We start from the raw sequence: 16,552 nt of genomic DNA, 5'->3' as shown, positions 1-16,552 counted from the left end.
CTCAAGTCGGCGAAAGCCGGTTACGGTCTCCGCATGAGACCGGGGTCACACGCCCGGTCCCGGCACCGGAACCCGAGAGGACGGCGTGATGCGCATGCCGGCTCGCCCGCAGAACGTGCATCAGGCACGCCTGCTGCGGTTGCTGCGCGACGAGGGCCCGCGCTCGCGCGCCGAGCTGGGCGACGTCGTCCGGCTGTCGCGCTCGAAGCTGGCCGTCGAACTGGACCGGCTGGTCGAGCTCGGGCTGGTGGAGGGCGCGGGCCTCGCGGCCTCGCGCGGCGGGCGGCGGTCCGGGATCGTCCGGCTGTCGCCGAGCCTGCGGTTCGTCGCCTTCGACATCGGCGCCACCTCGATCGACGTCGCGGTGACCGACGGGGCGCTGGAGGTGCTCGGCCACGTCAGCGAGGCGTGCGACGTCCGGCTGGGCGCGACGGCCGTCCTCGACCGGGCGCTGGACCTGCTCGGCAAGCTGCGCGACGAGGGCCTGATCCCGCGGGTGCACGGCACCGGCATCGGCGTCCCCGGGCCGGTGAGCTTCCGCGACGGCATGCCGGTCGTCCCACCGATCATGCCGGGCTGGGACCGGTTCCCGGTGCGCGACGCGATCGGCCAGGAGCTCGGCTGCCCCGTCCGGGTCGACAACGACGTGAACCTGATGGCGCTCGGCGAGCTGCACGCGGGCCTCGCCCGCTCGGTGGACGACTTCCTGCTGGTGAAGATCGGCACCGGCATCGGCTGCGGCATCGTCGTGGACGGCGCCATCTACCGCGGCGTCTCCGGCAGCGCGGGCGACATCGGGCACATCCGGATCGACGACGACGGACCGATCTGCGCGTGCGGCAACGCCGGCTGCCTGGAGGCCTACTTCGGCGGCGCGGCGCTGGCGCGGGACGCGGGGGCGGCGGCGCGCTCGGGGGAGTCGCCGCAGCTCGCGGCGCTGCTGGAGGCGCACGGGGAGCTGTCCGGCGAGCACGTCGCGCAGGCCGCGGCGGCCGGCGACCCGGCGTCGGTGCGGCTCATCCGGGAGGGCGGCCGGCACGTCGGGCAGGTCCTCGCCGGGCTCGTCAGCTTCTTCAACCCGGGCCTGGTGATCATCGCCGGCGGCGTCGCCGGGCTCGGCCACACCCTGCTCGCCGAGATCCGCAGCGTCGTCTACCGCCGGTCGGCGCCGCTGGCGACCGGCAACCTGCCGATCGTGCTGTCCGAACTGGCCGGCGCCGCCGGGGTGGTGGGCGGCGCGCGGCTCATCAGCGACCACGTGTTCTCCCCGCCGCCCGACCCGCGGCCCGTCTGACCCCGCGTTTCCCCGACCCCTCATCCCCGACCCCCGTCCCTCCTCACCAGTGGAGGCCCGATGGGCCCGTCCGACCCCGAACCGCTGCTGCGCATGCGCGGCATCGTCAAGCAGTTCCCCGGCGTCCGCGCGCTGGACGGCGTCGACCTCGACGTCCGTCCGGGCGAGGTGCACTGCCTGCTCGGCCAGAACGGCGCCGGCAAGTCCACCCTGATCAAGGTGCTCGCCGGCGCGCACCAGCCGGACGAGGGCGAGATCGTCTTCGCCGGCGAACCGGTGCGCCTCGCCGGGCCGACCGCCGCGATGCGGGCCGGCATCGCGACCATCTACCAGGAGCTCGATCTGGTGGACGGGCTGTCGGTCGCCGACAACGTCTTCCTCGGCCACGAGCGCGCGACGCTCGGGTTCACCCGCCGCGGCGACGCCGAGCGGGCCGCCCGGGAGCTGCTCGCCCGGCTCGGGCACGGCGAGATCCCGCCGCGCCGGGAGGCGGGCCGGCTGTCCGCGGCGGGCAAGCAGGTCGTCAGCATGGCCCGCGCGCTGTCGCACGACGCCCGGCTCATCGTCATGGACGAGCCGTCGGCCGCGCTCGCGCACGACGAGGTGACGAACCTGTTCCGGATCATCCGGGAGCTGACCGCCGCCGGCGTCGCGGTCGTCTACATCTCGCACCGGCTGGAGGAGATCCGCGAGATCGGCGACCGGGTCACCGTGCTGAAGGACGGCCGCTCCGTCGCGAACGGCCTGCCCGCGAAGACCACGAAGACCGACCACATCGTGTCGCTGATGACCGGCCGCGACATCGAGTACGTCTTCCCCGACCGGCCCGCCCCGGCCGGCGGCCGCGACGAGGTGCTGCGGGTCGAGGGGCTCGCGCTGCCCGGCGCGTTCGAGGACGTGTCGTTCGCCGTCGGCGCCGGGGAGATCGTCGGGCTGGCCGGGCTCGTCGGGTCGGGCCGCTCGGAGATCCTGGAGACGATCTACGGGGCGCGGCGCCCGGCGCGCGGGCGGGTGCTGGTGGACGGCCGCCCGGTCCGTCCGGGCGACACGGGCGCGGCGGTGCGGCGCGGGATGGGCATGGCGCCGGAGGAGCGCAAGAGCCAGGCGCTGCTGCTGAACGACACCGTCGCGGGGAACGTGACGGTCGCCGGCCTGCGCCGGTACGCGCGGCTCGGCTGGCTCAACCGGCGCCGCGAGCTGGCGGACGTCCGCGAGCAGATCGAGGCGCTGGACATCCGGCCGCCCGACCCGCGCCGCCCGGTGGTGACCCTGTCGGGCGGCAACCAGCAGAAGGTCGTGCTGGCCCGGTGGCTGGCCGGGGCGCGGAACCTGCGGCTGCTGATCCTGGACGAGCCCACCCGCGGCGTGGACGTCGGCGCCCGCGCCGAGCTGTACGCGGTGATCCGCGCCCTGGCGGCGCGCGGCATCGGGGTGCTGCTGGTGTCCAGCGAGGTGCCCGAGGTGCTCGGCCTCGCCGACCGGGTGCTGGTCGTCCGGGAGGGCCGGGTGGTGCACAGCGGCGACGCCGCCGCACTCGACGAGGCCGCCGTACTCAACATGATCATGGAAGGGAGTGCGCTTTGACTTCCTCTGCCGCTCTAGGGAGCGACGAGTCCTTCCCTCGCGAGTCGGGCTTCCTGTTTCACGGCGGGCAGCCCCGGACGGATGTCCGGAGGTCTTACGCCCGCTCCACAGGCCGTCACCGCCAGCCCGGCGGCCAAAATGTTCTTCGCGGCGTTGAGGTCCCGGTCGTGCCGGGTGCCGCAGGACGGACACTGCCAGTGGCGAGTACCCAAATCCAGATGCGGGAGCAGATGTCCGCAGGCGCTGCAGGTTTTGGAGGACGGGTACCAACGGTCGATGACGACCACTCGGCGGCCCAGCCGGACGGCCTTGTACTGCAGCATGGAACGGAACTCGGCCCATCCGGCGCAGGAGATGGCCCGCGCCAGCCGGTGGTTACGGACCATCCCGGACACGTTCAGGTCTTCGAGGACGATCACGTCGTAACGGCGGACGAGGTCGCTGCTGGCTTTGTGCAGGAAGTCCCTCTGTGCGTCCCGCGTCCTCGCATACTGCCTGGCGGCCTTGCGGCACGCCTTCCGGCGGTTGGCCGAGCCCCTGGTCTTGCGGGCCACCATCCTTTGGTAGTGCTTCAGCCGACGCTCATGCCGTCCGACATCGTCGGGCCGACGTATGCGCTCGCCGTGGCTGGTGACCGCGAACTCCTTGAGCCCGAGATCGATTCCTACGGTGTCGCATGCTGCCGGCGCCGGCGGTGGCTCTTCTTCGACGGCGAGAGTGGCGAACCAGCGGCCGTCCGGTTCGCGGGACACGATGACCATCGTCGGATTCAGCATCGACAGGTCCACCGCGGGCCAGGACCACACAATGCGAAGAGGCCCGGTGGTCTTGGCCAGCCACAGGTTCCCCTCGCGAATGCGGAAGGCCGATCGGGTGAAATGCGCCGATTGGCGACCGGACCGGTTCTTGAAGCGAGGGTAGCGGGATCGTCCGGCGAAGAACGCCTGAAAAGCGGCGTGCTGATGCCGGAGCGTCTGCTGGAGTGGCACCGAGGACACCTCGGAGAGAAACGCCAGTTCGGACGTCTTCTTCCAAGCGGTCAGCGCGGAGTCCGTGTCCTTGTAGGAGGTCGAGCGACCTTCGGTCCGGTAGCGGGCGTGACGTTCGGCCAGCGTCCTGTTCCACACCAGGCGCACGCATCCGAACGTGCGGTTCAACACTGTGACCTGCTCGGGGGACGGGTAGGCCCGGCAACGGTACGCCCTTCTCACTCAACGCACCTTACTGCTCACTCTTCGCACGGGCAGTGGGATTTCCATCGAATTCGTCTTCCTTTCATGCCTGGAACACACCCTGTTGGCGGAGGTGCGCTGTGACCGAGACGGACGCGGGTGTGCGCGGCGCCCCGGCACGCGGAGCGTGGGCGAAGGGGCCGCTGCGGCCGCTGCGGCGCGACGGCGCGGGGCGCGGGCCCGGCGAGTTCCGCCATCTCGGCCTGGTCGCCGCGCTGGCGCTGCTGGCGGTGGTCGGCGTCGTCACCGAGCCGGACAACTTCCCGACCTCCGGCAACCTGGTCGGCATCCTGGCGCTGGCCGCCACCATCGGAGTGATCACGGTCGGCCAGACCTTCGTGATCATCGGCGGCGGGATCGACCTGTCGGTCGGGTCGGTGATGGCGCTGGCGTCGGTGTGGGCGACGACCGTCGCGACGCAGTCGTACGGCCCGGCGGTGATGGCGCTGTGCGCGATCCTCGTCGGGACGGGCGCGGGCGTCGTCAGCGGGCTGCTGATCTCCTACGGCCGGATGGTCCCGTTCATCGCGACGCTGGCGATGCTGGTGTCGGCGCGCGGGCTGGCGCAGCGGATGTCGGACCGCAAGACCCAGCTCGTCCGGCCCGAGAACGACGCGATCGAGTCGCTGTCCACCACGAAGGTGCTCGGGCTGCCGCTGGTGGTGTACATCTTCGCGGCCGTGGCGGTCGCGGGCTGGGTGCTGCTGAACCGCACCACGTTCGGCCGCCGGACGTTCGCGGTCGGCGGCAACCCGGAGGCGGCGCGGCTCGCGGGCATCGACGTCCGGCGGCACACGCTGTACCTGTACGCGCTGTCGGGGTTCTGCTGCGGCGTCGCCGCGATCATCATCATGGCCCGCACCACCACCGGCTCCAGCACCCACGGCGACCTGTACGAGCTGGACGCGATCGCCGCCGTCATCATCGGCGGGACGCTGCTGACCGGCGGGCGCGGCACCGTCGTCGGGTCGATCCTCGGCGTGCTGGTGTTCACCGTCATCACCAACCTGTTCATCCTGAACGGCCTGCAGACCAGCGACCAGCTCATCGCCAAGGGAGTGATCATCGGAATCGCGGTGCTGCTGCAGCGCCGCGGCCTGCGCTCGCCCACCTGACCCCCCGGCCGTCCCGCCGGGCCGCCCCTCGCCGCCCGTCCGACCGCCGGCCCGCGCGTCCCGGGGAACGCGCGCCCGGCGGCCCTCCACCCCTGACACCAGGAGCACGTCATGCGCGATCAGAGCCCCCGCCCCACCCGCAGAGGCGTCCTGTTCGGCGGCGCCGCCGTCGCGGCCGGCGCCCTCGCCACCGCCTGTACCAGCAACAGCGAGAAGGACGACCCCACGCCGGCCGCGCAGGCCGGCGCGCTCGGCGGCGACAACGACAAGCCCGGCAAGCAGGTCGTCATCGGGTTCTCTGCGCCCGCCGCCGACCACGGCTGGACGGCGGCGATCGCCAAGAACGCCGAGGCGCAGGCCAAGAAGTACAAGGACGTGACGTTCAAGCCCGTCCAGCCGACCAACGACATCAACCAGCAGATCTCCGCCGTCGAGTCGCTGATCTCGGAGAAGGTGAACGTGCTGGTGATGCTGCCGAACGACGGCGAGCAGCTCAACCAGGTCGCGCGCAAGGCGATGGACGCCGGCATCCCGGTGATCAACCTGGACCGGGTGTTCCCCGACAAGCTGTCGTACCGGACGTGGATCGGCGGCGACAACTACGGCATGGGCGTCTCCGCCGGGAACTACGTCGGCAAGAAGCTCAAGGCGAAGGGCGTGTCGAACCCGGTGATCGTGGAGATCCAGGGCATCGCGACGCTGCCGCTCACCCAGGACCGCAGCAAGGGCTTCGCGGACGCGCTGAAGTCCTACGGCTACTCCGTGACCGCCAAGCAGGACGCGAAGTTCACCGTGGAGACCGGCAACCAGGTCGCCTCGAACCTGCTGCAGGCGCACAAGAAGATCGACGCGCTCTGGAACCACGACGACGACCAGGGCATCGGCGTGCTCGCCGCGATCAAGCAGTCCGGCCGCAAGGAGTTCTTCATGGTCGGGGGCGCCGGGTCGGCGAACGCGATGCGCGAGATCCAGTCGGGGAGCGGGGTGCTGGAGGCGACCGTCACCTACCCGCCGACGATGGCCGCGTCCGCGGTTCGGCTGGCCCGGTTGCTCGCGCAGGGCAAGGGCATGGCCGACCTGGTCGAGCTGGCGCCGCCGCAGTCGCTCACCCTGGCGTCCGAGACCGTCACCAGGGACAACGTGAGCCGCTACCTGCCGCTCGGCTTCGAGTCCTGAGCGGCGGGCGGCGCGCCGGCGGGGGCCGGGGCGCCGCCCGGAGAACAACAGAGAGGTGAGCATATTGACCACCGTCGGAGTCGGGATGGTCGGGCACGCGTTCATGGGCCGCGCCCACTCCCAGGCGTGGCGGACCGTCGGGCCTTTCTTCGACCCGCCGCTGACCCCGGTGATGGCCGCCCTCGCCGGACGCGACGCCGGGCGCGCCGCCGCCGCGGCCCGCACGCTCGGGTGGGCGGCGGCGGAGGGCGACTGGAAGCAGCTGCTGCGCCGCGACGACGTGCAGATCGTGGACATCTGCACGCCGGGCGACGCGCACGCGGAGATCGCGGTCGCGGCGCTGGAGGCGGGCAAGCACGTGCTGTGCGAGAAGCCCCTGGCCAACTCGGTCGCCGAGGCCGAGGCCATGACCGCCGCCGCCGAGCGCGCCCGGGCGCGGGGCGTCCGGTCGATGGTCGGGTTCAACTACCGGCGCGTCCCGGCGGTGTCGCTGGCCCGGCGGCTGGTCGAGGAGGGGCGCGTCGGGACGGTCCGGCACATCCGCGCCCAGTACCTCCAGGACTGGCTGGTCGACCCCGCGGCGCCCTTCACCTGGCGGATGGACCGTGCCAGGGCCGGGACGGGCGCGCTCGGCGACATCGGCGCGCACATCATCGACACCGCGCAGTTCGTCACCGGCCACGCGCTGGCCGGGGTGTCGGCGGTGATGGACACCTTCGTCGGGGAGCGGCCGCTGCCGGGCGGCGGGACGGCCGAGGTCACGGTGGACGACGCGGCGCTGTTCGTCGGCCGCACCGACGGCGGCGCGCTCGCCTCCTTCGAGGCGACCCGGATGGCGACCGGGCGCAAGAACGCGCTCCGGATCGAGGTCAGCGGCTCGTCCGGCGCGCTGGCGTTCGACCTGGAGTCGATGAACGAGCTGTGGTTCTACGACGGGACGCAGGACGCGGCGACGGCCGGGTTCCGGCGGATCGTCGTGACCGAGCCCGTGCACCCGTACGCCGGGCACTGGTGGCCGCCCGGCCACCTGCTCGGCTACGAGCACACCTTCACCCACCAGATGGCCGACTTCCTCGCCGCGATCGCGGCCGGCACCGACCCGAGCCCGTCGTTCGCCGACGGCCTGCGGGTGCAGCGGGTGCTGGCCGCGGTGGAGGCGAGCGCCGCGTCCGGCGGCTGGGCCGACGTCGAGGGGAGCCCGTGATGGCGCGACCGATCACCCTGTTCACCGGCCAGTGGGCCGACCTGCCGTTCGAGGAGGTCTGCCGGCTGGCGTCCGGCTGGGGCTACGAGGGCCTGGAGATCGCCTGCTGGGGCGACCACTTCGAGGTCGACAAGGCGCTGGCCGACGACGCCTACGTCCCGCGGAGGCTGGAGACGCTCGCCAAGCACGACCTCAAGGTGTTCGCGATCTCCAACCACCTCGTCGGGCAGGCGGTCTGCGACCTCCCGGACGAGCGGCACCAGGCGATCCTGCCGGAGCGGATCTGGGGCGACGGCGAGGCCGAGGGCGTCCGCCGCCGCGCCGCCGAGGAGATCAAGGACACCGCCCGCGCCGCCGCCCGCCTCGGCGTCGACACCGTCGTCGGGTTCACCGGCTCGTCGATCTGGCACACCGTCGCGATGTTCCCGCCCACCCCCGAGGCGATGGTGGAGCGCGGCTACGCCGACTTCGCCGCCCGCTGGAACCCGATCCTGGACGTGTTCGACGAGGTCGGCGTCCGGTTCGCGCACGAGGTCCACCCGAGCGAGATCGCCTACGACTACTGGACGACCGTCCGCACGCTGGAGGCGATCGGGCACCGGCCCGCGTTCGGCCTGAACTTCGACCCGTCCCACTTCGTCTGGCAGGAGCTCGACCCGGTCGGGTTCCTGTTCGACTTCCGCGACCGGATCTACCACGTCGACTGCAAGGACACCAAGGTCCGCACCGGCGACGGCCGCCGCGGCCGGCTCTCCTCCCACCTGCCCTGGGCGGACCTGCGGCGCGGCTGGGACTTCATCTCCACCGGCCGCGGCGACGTCCCGTGGGAGGACGTGTTCCGCGCCCTCAACGCGATCGGCTACGACGGCCCGATCTCGGTCGAGTGGGAGGACGCCGGCATGGACCGCCTCCAGGGCGCCCCTGAGGCGCTGGAGTTCGTCCGGGCGCTGAACGCGATGGAACCGCCGTCCGCCGCGTTCGACGCCGCCTTCTCCTCCGACTGATCCCCGAGCCCGCGGCGCGCCGCCCCCTGAGGCCACGCAGGGGGACGGCGCGCCGCTCCGCGCCTGGGGCGGTCAGGGGCGGGCGCGGAAGTCGGTGAAGTCGAAGCCGGGGGAGACCACGCAGCTGACCAGGACCTCCTCGGGCCCGGCGGGACGCGCCGCCTGCCAGACGCCGGGCGGCACGACGGCCTGCGGCACCTCGCCGGCCGCCACGTCGGCGCCCAGCGTGACCGTCTCGGGGGCGGCGCCGGGCTCGTCGCCGGCCCCGCCGAGCAGGAGCGACAGCGGGCCGCCGCGGTGCCACAGCCATATCTCGGCCGAGCGCACCGCGTGCCACATCGACTCCTCGCCGGGCGGCAGCAGGAAGTAGATGCCGGTCGCGCTCGCCCGCTCGCCCGGGTAGCCGTCCGGCGCGAACGTCACGTCCGACCGCCAGGTCTCCCGGTACCAGCCGCCCTCGGGGTGGGGGAGGAGGTCGAGCGCCTCGGCGGTGGCGGGACGGTCCAGCAGCGCGACGTGCCGGCCGTCCGGACCGCGCCGGACGTACCGGATCGCCGTCGCGGTCCCCTTGTCGACGACGCCGCGCGGCGGCCTCAGGCCGGGCTCCGGATCCAGCGTGACCGCGACGACCTGGCCGGCCTCGCCGCCGCCGTACACGTCGTCGGCGATGGCCAGCAGGTCGGGTTCGGAGTCGGGCGCCCACACGGCGCCCGCGTCGGACAGGACGAACCGGGGCCCGGGCTGGGCGCGCCAGCCGTCGAGCGTCGTCAGGAGCAGCACCGCCCCAGGGTAGGGAAAAACCGGTACGCGCGTCGGCGGGCGCGCTGGCAGCATGGCCTGCCGGACGTCCAACGAGCAGCGGAGGCGAGATGCGCCAGGTCTTCGGAAACTCACAGCCCCTTCCGGACGAGAGCTTTCGAGGACTCCACCGCCCATGCCCACGCTCAACCTCGGCATCCTCGCGCACGTCGACGCGGGAAAGACCAGCCTGACCGAGCGGCTGCTGTTCGACACCGGCACGATCGCCCGGCTCGGCAGCGTCGACGCCGGTGACACCCAGACCGACCGCGGCGAGCTGGAACGCGGCCGCGGCATCACGATCCGCTCGGCGGTCGCGCCGTTCCGGCTCGGCGCGCTGAACGTCAACCTGATCGACACCCCCGGCCACGCCGACTTCGCCGCCGAGGTCGAGCGGGCCCTCGGCGTGCTCGACGGCGCCGTCCTGGTGCTGTCGGCGGTCGAGGGCGTGCAGGCGCGGACCCGCGTGCTGATGCGGGCGCTGCGCGCGCTGGCCCTGCCCACCCTGCTCTTCGTGAACAAGATCGACCGCGCCGGGGCGGACCCGGACGCGGTGCTCGCCGCGATCGGGCGCCGGCTCGGCGCCCGGGCGGTGCCGCTGAACCGGGTGCGCGGCGGCCGCGCCGTGCCCTGCGACCCGCCGGTGGAGATCCTCGCGGACGGCGACGACGCCCTCCTCGCCGACTTCGTCGAGGGCCGCGACACCCCGCCGGAGGCCGTGCGGGCGTCGCTGCGCGCGCAGACGGCCGCCGGGACCGTCCAGCCGCTGTACTTCGGCTCGGCGACGACCGGCGAGGGCGTCCGCGACCTGCTGGACGGGATCGGCTCCCTGCTGCCGCCCGCCGGCCCGGGCCCCGGCGACGGCGAGACGCGCGGGTCCGTCTTCGCCGTGGAACGCGCCCCGTCCGGCGAACGGGTCGCCTACCTGCGGCTGTTCTCCGGCGAGGTGCGCCCGCGCCAGCACGTCGCCTTCACGGGGGGACGCGGCGGGCAGATCACCGGGCTGGACGTCGCCGGAGCCCCCGGCGCACCGCTGACGGCCGGGAACATCGCCCGCGTCCGCGGGCTCGCCGGGGTCCGCGTCGGCGACCGGATCGGCCCGCCCGTCCGGGACGTCCCGCCGTTCCCGCCGCCGTCCCTGGAGACGATCGTCCGCGCCCGCCGCCCCGCCGACGGAGGCCGGCTGCGCGCCGCGCTCCTCGACCTCGCCGACGAGGACCCGCTGATCCGCGCGCGGCCCGCCCCGTCCGGCGCGACGTCGGTGCTGCTGTACGGGGAGGTGCAGAAGGAGGTCATCGGCGCGCGGCTGCTCGCCGAGGCCGGCATCGAGGCCGTCTTCGAGGAGAGCCGCACCGTCTGCTTCGAACGCCCCGCGGGCGTCGGCGAGGCCGCCGAGGAGATGAACTGGCGGCGCCGCGTGCCGGACTTCTGGGCGACCGTCGGCCTGCGCGTCGAACCCGCGCCGCGCGGCGCGGGCAACGCGTTCCGCCGCGAGACCGAGCCGGGCGCGCTGCCGCACGCCTTCGACCGCGCGATCGAGGAGACCGTCCACCGCACCCTCGAACAGGGCCTGCACGGCTGGCCGGTGACCGACTGCGCCGTGGTGCTGACCCGGTCCGGGTACGCCGGCCCGATCAGCACCGCCGCCGACTTCCGCGGCCTCACCCCGCGGGTCCTGATGGCCGCGCTCGCCGCGGCGGGCACCCGCGTCCACGAACCGTGCCACGCGTTCGAGGCGGAGATCCCCGGCGACGCGCTCAGCCGGGTCCTCGCCGCGCTCGCCGCGCTCGGCGCCGGCGCGGTCGAGCCCGCGCCGGGACCCGGCGGCTGGACGGTCAAGGGCGAGATCCCCGCCGGGCGCGTCCGCGAGGCCGAGACGTCCCTGCCCGCGCTCACCGGCGGAGAGGGCACCTGGTGGTCGGCGCCGTCCGGCGAGCGCCCCGTCACCGGCAGGCCGCCGTCGCGCCCCCGCACCGGCGGCGACCCGCTCGACCGCGCCGCCCGCCTCCGCGGCCCCGGCCGCTGATCAGACGGTGAGGACGATCTTGCCGGACACCCGTCCCGTCTCGCCCCGCTCGTGCGCCTTCGCGGCGTCCTCCAGCGGCAGCACCGTGTCGATCTCCGCGCGCAGCCGCCCGGCCGCCGCCAGCGCCGCGATCTGCGACATCGCGTGGAAGTCGGGCTCGACCAGCAGCTTCTCGAAGCGGACGCCCTGCCCGGCGGCCCGCCGCGCGATGTCCTCCGGCTGGGCGCGGCCCGCGACCGCCACCAGCGTGCCGCCGCGCCGCATCGTGCGCAGCGAGCGCGGCCCGTAGTCGCCGCCGATCGTGTCGAGCACCACGTCGACGTCCTCGGCGGCCTCGGCGAAGTCGACGCTCCGGTAGTCGATCGGCTCGTCGACGCCGAGGCCGCGCAGGAACGCGTGCTTCGATCCGCTCGCCGTCCCGATGACGTGCGCGCCCCGCGCCTTGGCGATCTGCACCGCCAGGTGCCCGACCCCGCCCGCCGCCGCGTGGACGAGCACGCGCTGCCCTTCCCGCACGTCCGCCGTGTCCACCAGCGCCTGCCAGGCCGTCAGCGCCGCCAGCGGCAGCGCGCCGGCCTGCACGTGGTCGATGCCGGCCGGCTTGCGCACGAACGTCCGCGACGGCGCCGCCACGTACTCGGCGTGCGAGCCCACGCCGTGCGGGTAGCGCAGCATGCCGAACACCTCGTCGCCCGGCTTGTGGACCGTCACCCCGAACCCGACCTCCTCCACCACGCCGGACACGTCCCAGCCCAGCGTGAACGGCGGGTCGCCGAGGAAGATCTTCATCGCCCGGTGCTTCCAGTCGGTCGGGTTCACCCCGGCGGCCCGCACCCGGACCAGCACCTCCGTCGGACCCGGCTCCGGCCGGTCCACCTCCACCAGCTTCAGCACCTCGGGCCCGCCCAGCGCGTCCTGCCTGACCGCCCGCATCCGCTCCGACATGGCGTTTCTCCCTCTCTCCGTTGCGACGTCCTCACTCTGCCCGGCCGTCACCGCGGCAAAAAGTGGCGAGATCGCCAACAACTGAAAGGATCCGGCCACCCGCCGCCCGGGCCGGCGGAGCGGTCAGTCCATCTCGGACAGGCGGACGGGGTCGAAGCTGATCGGGAACGGCGCGTCCAGCGTGATCGTCTCGCCGGAGCGGGCCTTGCCCGCCAGCTCGTAGCGGCCCCCGTCGAGCTCCAGCATCGTGATCGACGGCCGCGGCTCCAGATCGATGAGCCAGTAGTGCGGGATGCCGGTCGCCGCGTACTCGTCCACCTTGCGGACGCGGTCGATCTGCTCGTTCACGGTGCGGGGCGTCACGACCTCCGCGACCAGCATCAGGTCGGGGCCGTAGTAGGTGCGGGTCCGCCGCTCCAGCGCGGCGCGCGCCACGTCGCGGGCGACGGCGAAGACGTCCGGCTTGCGGACGCCGGCCGGGGTGGTGACGTCCTGCGGCGCGCCCGCCACGTGCACGTCCGCGTCCGCCTGGCGGGCCGCGTCCTTCAGGATCGTCTTCAGCGTGTCGGCGGCGTGGTCGTGCCACATGTCGCCCGGCAGCTCGTTCAGCCAGCCGTCCGCCAGCTCGTAACGCCGGCCCTCCTCGGGCATCGCGTCCAGGTCGTACAGCGTGTACGGGCCGTGCGCGCGCCCCGGCGTCCCGCCCATGGACCGTCCCCCCTCAATCAACGGGCTGGTTCCGAATCTACCGGCCGGACGCCCCCGAGCCCGGCATCCCATGATCGCGAGTCGGATCCGGGCGAATCTCTCGCAAACCGAGCGAGATCGAGTTAAGATACATCGCGTTGAGCCCGAGTCGCGCCGCCGCGAAGGAGATGTGAGATGACCGTCGAGCAGCCAAAGCGCCTGCGCGCCTCCGACGGCGACCGCGACCGGGTCCTCGTCCGGCTGCACACCGCCTACGCCGAGGGCCGGCTCAGCGAGACCGAACTGGACCAGCGCATCGACCTCGCCCTGGCCGCCCGCACCGAGGACGACCTGGCCGAGGTCTCGGCCGACCTGCCGGGCGCCGCCGTCGCGTCCCCGTCCGCCACCGGGCGCGGCCCCGCCGGGCGCTTCCAGATGGCCTACAAGAGCACCGTCCGGCGCACCGGCATCTGGCGCCTGCCGGAACGGTTCACCACCGCCGTCTACAAGGGGCACGCCCTCCTCGACCTGCGCGCCGCCGAACTCGACGGGCCGGTCACGACGATCCGCGTCCTGGCCTACAAGTCGACGGTCGACGTCATCGTCCCGCCGGGCGTCCGGGTGGAGACCGGCGGCATGGGCGTCTCGGCCGACCTGCACGGCGCCCCGGGCCCCGACGCCCCGGTCGTGCACATCAAGGGCTTCGCCTACAAGGGCGAGATCGAGGCGAAAGACCGGATCCGCCCGGCCTGAGGTGATAGGAACGCTCCAGCGGCCTGATCGGCCGCCGTTCCCGCAGATGTCCGAACAGGCACCGGCGTGGCGCGGTTTGATAATGGCCCCAGGCCCGTGAAGGAGCATGTGTGACGGCGAGGACCCCGGAGCGGGACGGCATCGCGTCCCCGGCGGGCGCGGAGCCCCCCGCCGACGACCGGTCGACCGGATCCCGCCAGGTCAGGCGCCGCCTGACGTTCGGCGTCGGCGGCGACCTCGCCGACCTTCCGGCGGCCCTGTCGCCCTGGCAGCGCGCCTACGAGGCATGGCGCACCGCCGGCATCGGCTGGGGCCACGGAGCGCCCCCGCGCGACAGTGCGGCCGAGCCCGAGGCGCCGCCGAGCCGCAACGCCATCCGCGCGGACGCCCCGTCCTCTGAGCCTTCGGATCCGGCGGACGCCGCCGAGCCTTCGAACGAGAAGAAGCCTGAGGTGGTGGAGCCGGCGGCGACCGCCCCGGGAGATGCGAGGCGGCGGACGCGTGGTTTGCGGGTCGTCATTGCGGGGGCGGCTGGGTTGGTGGTCGTCGCGGGCGGCGTGCTGTTCGCGCTCGACCGAGGCGACGACGGAGCGAAGAAGCCGCGGGTGCCCGCGGCGGTTCCGGCAGGTGCGATGTTCGCCACCGATCCGGTGGCCGCGTCGGACGGGCTCGTCCAGGACCTCGCCGTGGTGGCCGCGTCCGGGCGGACGATCGTCGCCGCCGGCACGGAGGGCGACGGCACGCCGGGACAGGAGCGCACGCGGTTCCTGGTGTCTGCGGACGGCGGGCACGCGTGGAAGGCGGCGAAAGTGCGCGGGGCGGACGGCGCGGAGCCGCCGGCCGGCGAGCGCCCGCGGCTGGTCGCGGCCGGGACGGGAAGCTGGGTGGCGCTCGGCCGGTCGCCCGCGGGCACGGTGGTGTGGCTGAGCGACGGCGGCGCGACCTGGACGCGGCGCCTCGACGCGTCCGCGTTCAAGCCGGGCGACCAGGTGAACGCGCTGGCCGCGACCGCGCACGGGTACGTCGCGGTGGGGTCGGCGGGCGGCCGGGCGGTCGTGTGGAGCACCGCGGACGGCCGGGCGTGGCAGCGCATCGACGGCCTGCAGGCCGGGATCACCGGGCTCGACCGGCTCGCCGCGTCCGGGGACGTGCTGGTGACGCACGGGACGTTCAGCCGGAAGGTGACCGGCAAGAAGGGCAAGAAGAAGGTCGCCCGGACGGTGCGGGGCGACGGCCTGTGGCGGTCCGCGGACGGCGGGCGGACGTGGACGGCGGTGAACGTCCCGCCGGCCCAGGGGTCGTACGGTTCGGTGAACGGCCTGGTCGCGGGGCCGGGCGGGTTCGCGACGGTGCGCGAGGGGCAGCGGGCGACGGGCCGGAAGAAGCATCGTAGGACGACCCGGTTCGGGGTGCTGTTCACCTCCCGGGACGGCCTGAAGTGGCAGGCGCAGGGCCGGTTCTCCGTGCCCGGGTACGCGGGCGTGGAACGGTTCGGCGGCTCCGCGGCCGGGCTCGCTGTCCTGGTCAAGGGCGCGGACGGCCGGCGCACGGTGCTGCGCAGCGCCGACGGGCGCGGCTGGCAGCCGTCCGGGACGGTCGCGGGCCCCGTGGTGAGCAGCGGGCTCGCGGTCGCGGCGGGCGGCGCGGTCGTGGTCTCGGGCCGGCAGGGCGGTGACGCGTACCTGTCGGGGGTGAACCTCGCGGCGGTGCCCGGCGCGGTGCACGCCGAGCGGGCCGTCCGGTCGCTCGCCGCCGGCCCGGGCCGGGCGGTGGCGGTGGGCGGCACGAACGGCGGCGCGGCGGTCTGGATTTCGCCCGACGGCCGCGGCTGGACGCGCGGCCGGTTCCCGGTCGTCGCCGGGGCGCTGGCGGACGTGGCGTTCGGGGCGCGGGGCTGGCTGGCGGTCGGCCGGACGTCCGGTCCCCGCCCTGGTGCGCTCGCGATGACGTCGCAGGATGGGACGGTGTGGCAGCGGGCGCCGATGCCCGCGGGCCCGCTGGCCGCCGTCGCGTCCGGTCCGGCGGGCTACGTCGCGGTCGGCGGAGGCGCCGCGTGGCGGTCGGCCGACCTCAGGACGTGGAGGCGGGTGCCGGTGGCGGGCAACCTCGCCGACGTGGTGGCGACCGGCACGGGGTACGCGGCGGTCGGCGGCCGGGACGGCAGGCCCGCCGTCTGGACGTCGCCGGACGGTGTGAAGTGGACGCCGGCGGCCGCCGTGCCGCCGGGCACCGGCCCGCTCGGGCAGGTCGCGGCGCGCGGGAACGCGCTGGTCGCCGCGGGAACGGGCGCGGGCCTGCTGGTGTCGGCCGACGCTGGGCGGACCTGGGCGGCGCGTTCCCCGGCGGGTGCGCGGCAGGTGACGGCGCTGGCGGCGACGCCGAAGGGGTTCGTGGCCGCCGCCGCGACCGCGGCGGGCGACGCGGCCGTGTTCGGTTCGGCGGACGGCGCCGCGTGGCGCCGCGTCCCCGCGCGGGGACTCGGCGGGCGCGGCGATCAGCGGCTCACCGCGATGGCGCCGGCCGGCGGCACGCTGCTCGCCACCGGCGTCAGCGTCCGGGACGGCGCGGAGACGCCGCTGCTGTGGCGGGCGCCCGTGCCGGTGCCGGGCGCCGCGCCGAGGACGGACCCCTAGGGCGGGGCCCGGTCAGGGGTCACCCGTTGCAGCCGCAGGAGCAGCCCTTCGGGCACGAGCATCCGCCGCCATGTCCGCAACTGCAGTCTCTTTTCGTCATG

General features: G+C 74.4%; 13 protein-coding genes. 9 read left to right on the top strand and 4 right to left on the bottom strand.

The genetic code is table 11. The annotated features are described in order from the left end of the window. The first annotated feature begins 88 nt into the window (after positions 1-88). Both ACA514_RS10095 and ACA514_RS10090 read left to right on the top strand, forming a co-directional pair. Entirely contained in the window at positions 89-1,294 is a 1,206-nt protein-coding gene (locus ACA514_RS10095) for an ROK family protein (protein WP_375040786.1), read from the top strand. Positions 1,295-1,354: 60 nt separating this feature from the next. Next, a complete protein-coding gene (locus ACA514_RS10090; protein ID WP_375040785.1) occupies positions 1,355-2,878 on the top strand; it encodes a sugar ABC transporter ATP-binding protein in 1,524 nt (507 codons plus the stop codon). A gap of 14 nt (positions 2,879-2,892) precedes the next feature. Here ACA514_RS10090 and ACA514_RS10085 read toward each other — a convergent pair whose 3' ends face one another. Next, entirely contained in the window at positions 2,893-4,089 is a 1,197-nt protein-coding gene (locus tag ACA514_RS10085) for an RNA-guided endonuclease InsQ/TnpB family protein (protein ID WP_375040784.1), read from the bottom strand. Positions 4,090-4,190: 101 nt separating this feature from the next. On the opposite strand from ACA514_RS10085, the gene ACA514_RS10080 reads away from it, so the two are divergent. The 4 genes from ACA514_RS10080 to ACA514_RS10065 all read left to right on the top strand — a co-directional run bounded on the left by ACA514_RS10080 (position 4,191) and on the right by ACA514_RS10065 (position 8,609). After that, positions 4,191-5,225: an ABC transporter permease gene (locus tag ACA514_RS10080; RefSeq protein WP_375040783.1), complete on the top strand. Its 1,035-nt coding sequence runs from the start codon at positions 4,191-4,193 to the stop codon at positions 5,223-5,225. 111 nt (positions 5,226-5,336) lie between these two features. Then, entirely contained in the window at positions 5,337-6,401 is a 1,065-nt protein-coding gene (locus ACA514_RS10075; protein ID WP_375040782.1) for an ABC transporter substrate-binding protein, read from the top strand. A gap of 55 nt (positions 6,402-6,456) precedes the next feature. Continuing rightward, positions 6,457-7,605 carry a Gfo/Idh/MocA family protein gene (locus tag ACA514_RS10070; protein WP_375040781.1) on the top strand — a complete coding sequence of 383 codons (1,149 nt, stop codon included), beginning with the start codon at positions 6,457-6,459 and terminating at the stop codon, positions 7,603-7,605. Next, positions 7,605-8,609 (top strand): sugar phosphate isomerase/epimerase family protein, encoded by a 1,005-nt coding sequence (locus tag ACA514_RS10065; protein ID WP_375040780.1) that lies wholly within the window; start codon positions 7,605-7,607, stop codon positions 8,607-8,609. The genes ACA514_RS10070 and ACA514_RS10065 overlap by 1 nt, the downstream gene beginning before the upstream one ends. A 72-nt stretch (positions 8,610-8,681) precedes the next feature. Here the strand turns inward: ACA514_RS10065 and ACA514_RS10060 are convergent, their stop codons facing one another. After that, positions 8,682-9,389, bottom strand: a complete 708-nt coding sequence (locus ACA514_RS10060; RefSeq protein WP_375040779.1) for a cupin domain-containing protein — start codon at positions 9,387-9,389, stop codon at positions 8,682-8,684. A gap of 154 nt (positions 9,390-9,543) precedes the next feature. On the opposite strand from ACA514_RS10060, the gene ACA514_RS10055 reads away from it, so the two are divergent. Continuing rightward, positions 9,544-11,433, top strand: coding sequence for a GTP-binding protein (locus ACA514_RS10055; protein WP_375040778.1), 1,890 nt, complete (start codon positions 9,544-9,546; stop codon positions 11,431-11,433). On the opposite strand, the gene ACA514_RS10050 is transcribed toward ACA514_RS10055, so the two are convergent. Beyond that, positions 11,434-12,378 carry an NADP-dependent oxidoreductase gene (locus tag ACA514_RS10050; RefSeq protein WP_375040777.1) on the bottom strand — a complete coding sequence of 315 codons (945 nt, stop codon included), beginning with the start codon at positions 12,376-12,378 and terminating at the stop codon, positions 11,434-11,436. Positions 12,379-12,501: 123 nt separating this feature from the next. Beyond that, positions 12,502-13,086, bottom strand: a complete 585-nt coding sequence (locus ACA514_RS10045; RefSeq protein WP_375040776.1) for a Uma2 family endonuclease — start codon at positions 13,084-13,086, stop codon at positions 12,502-12,504. Positions 13,087-13,260: 174 nt separating this feature from the next. Here ACA514_RS10045 and ACA514_RS10040 point away from each other — a divergent pair, with 174 nt between their 5' ends. Both ACA514_RS10040 and ACA514_RS10035 read left to right on the top strand, forming a co-directional pair. Further along, complete coding sequence (locus ACA514_RS10040; protein ID WP_375040775.1) at positions 13,261-13,818, top strand: DUF1707 domain-containing protein; 558 nt, start codon at positions 13,261-13,263, stop codon at positions 13,816-13,818. A 110-nt stretch (positions 13,819-13,928) separates the two neighbouring features. Next, the gene (locus ACA514_RS10035; RefSeq protein WP_375040774.1) at positions 13,929-16,451 is read left to right on the top strand and encodes a hypothetical protein; all 2,523 of its coding nucleotides are present in this window, start codon (positions 13,929-13,931) and stop codon (positions 16,449-16,451) included. Positions 16,452-16,552 lie beyond the last annotated feature (101 nt).

Origin of the sequence: Actinomadura sp. NTSP31 (genome assembly GCF_041951385.1) — a bacterium.
Classification (GTDB): domain Bacteria; phylum Actinomycetota; class Actinomycetes; order Streptosporangiales; family Streptosporangiaceae; genus Spirillospora; species Spirillospora napierensis.
The sequence above is the reverse complement of the archived record's forward strand: the minus strand, read 5'-3'. Positions and strand labels throughout refer to the sequence as shown.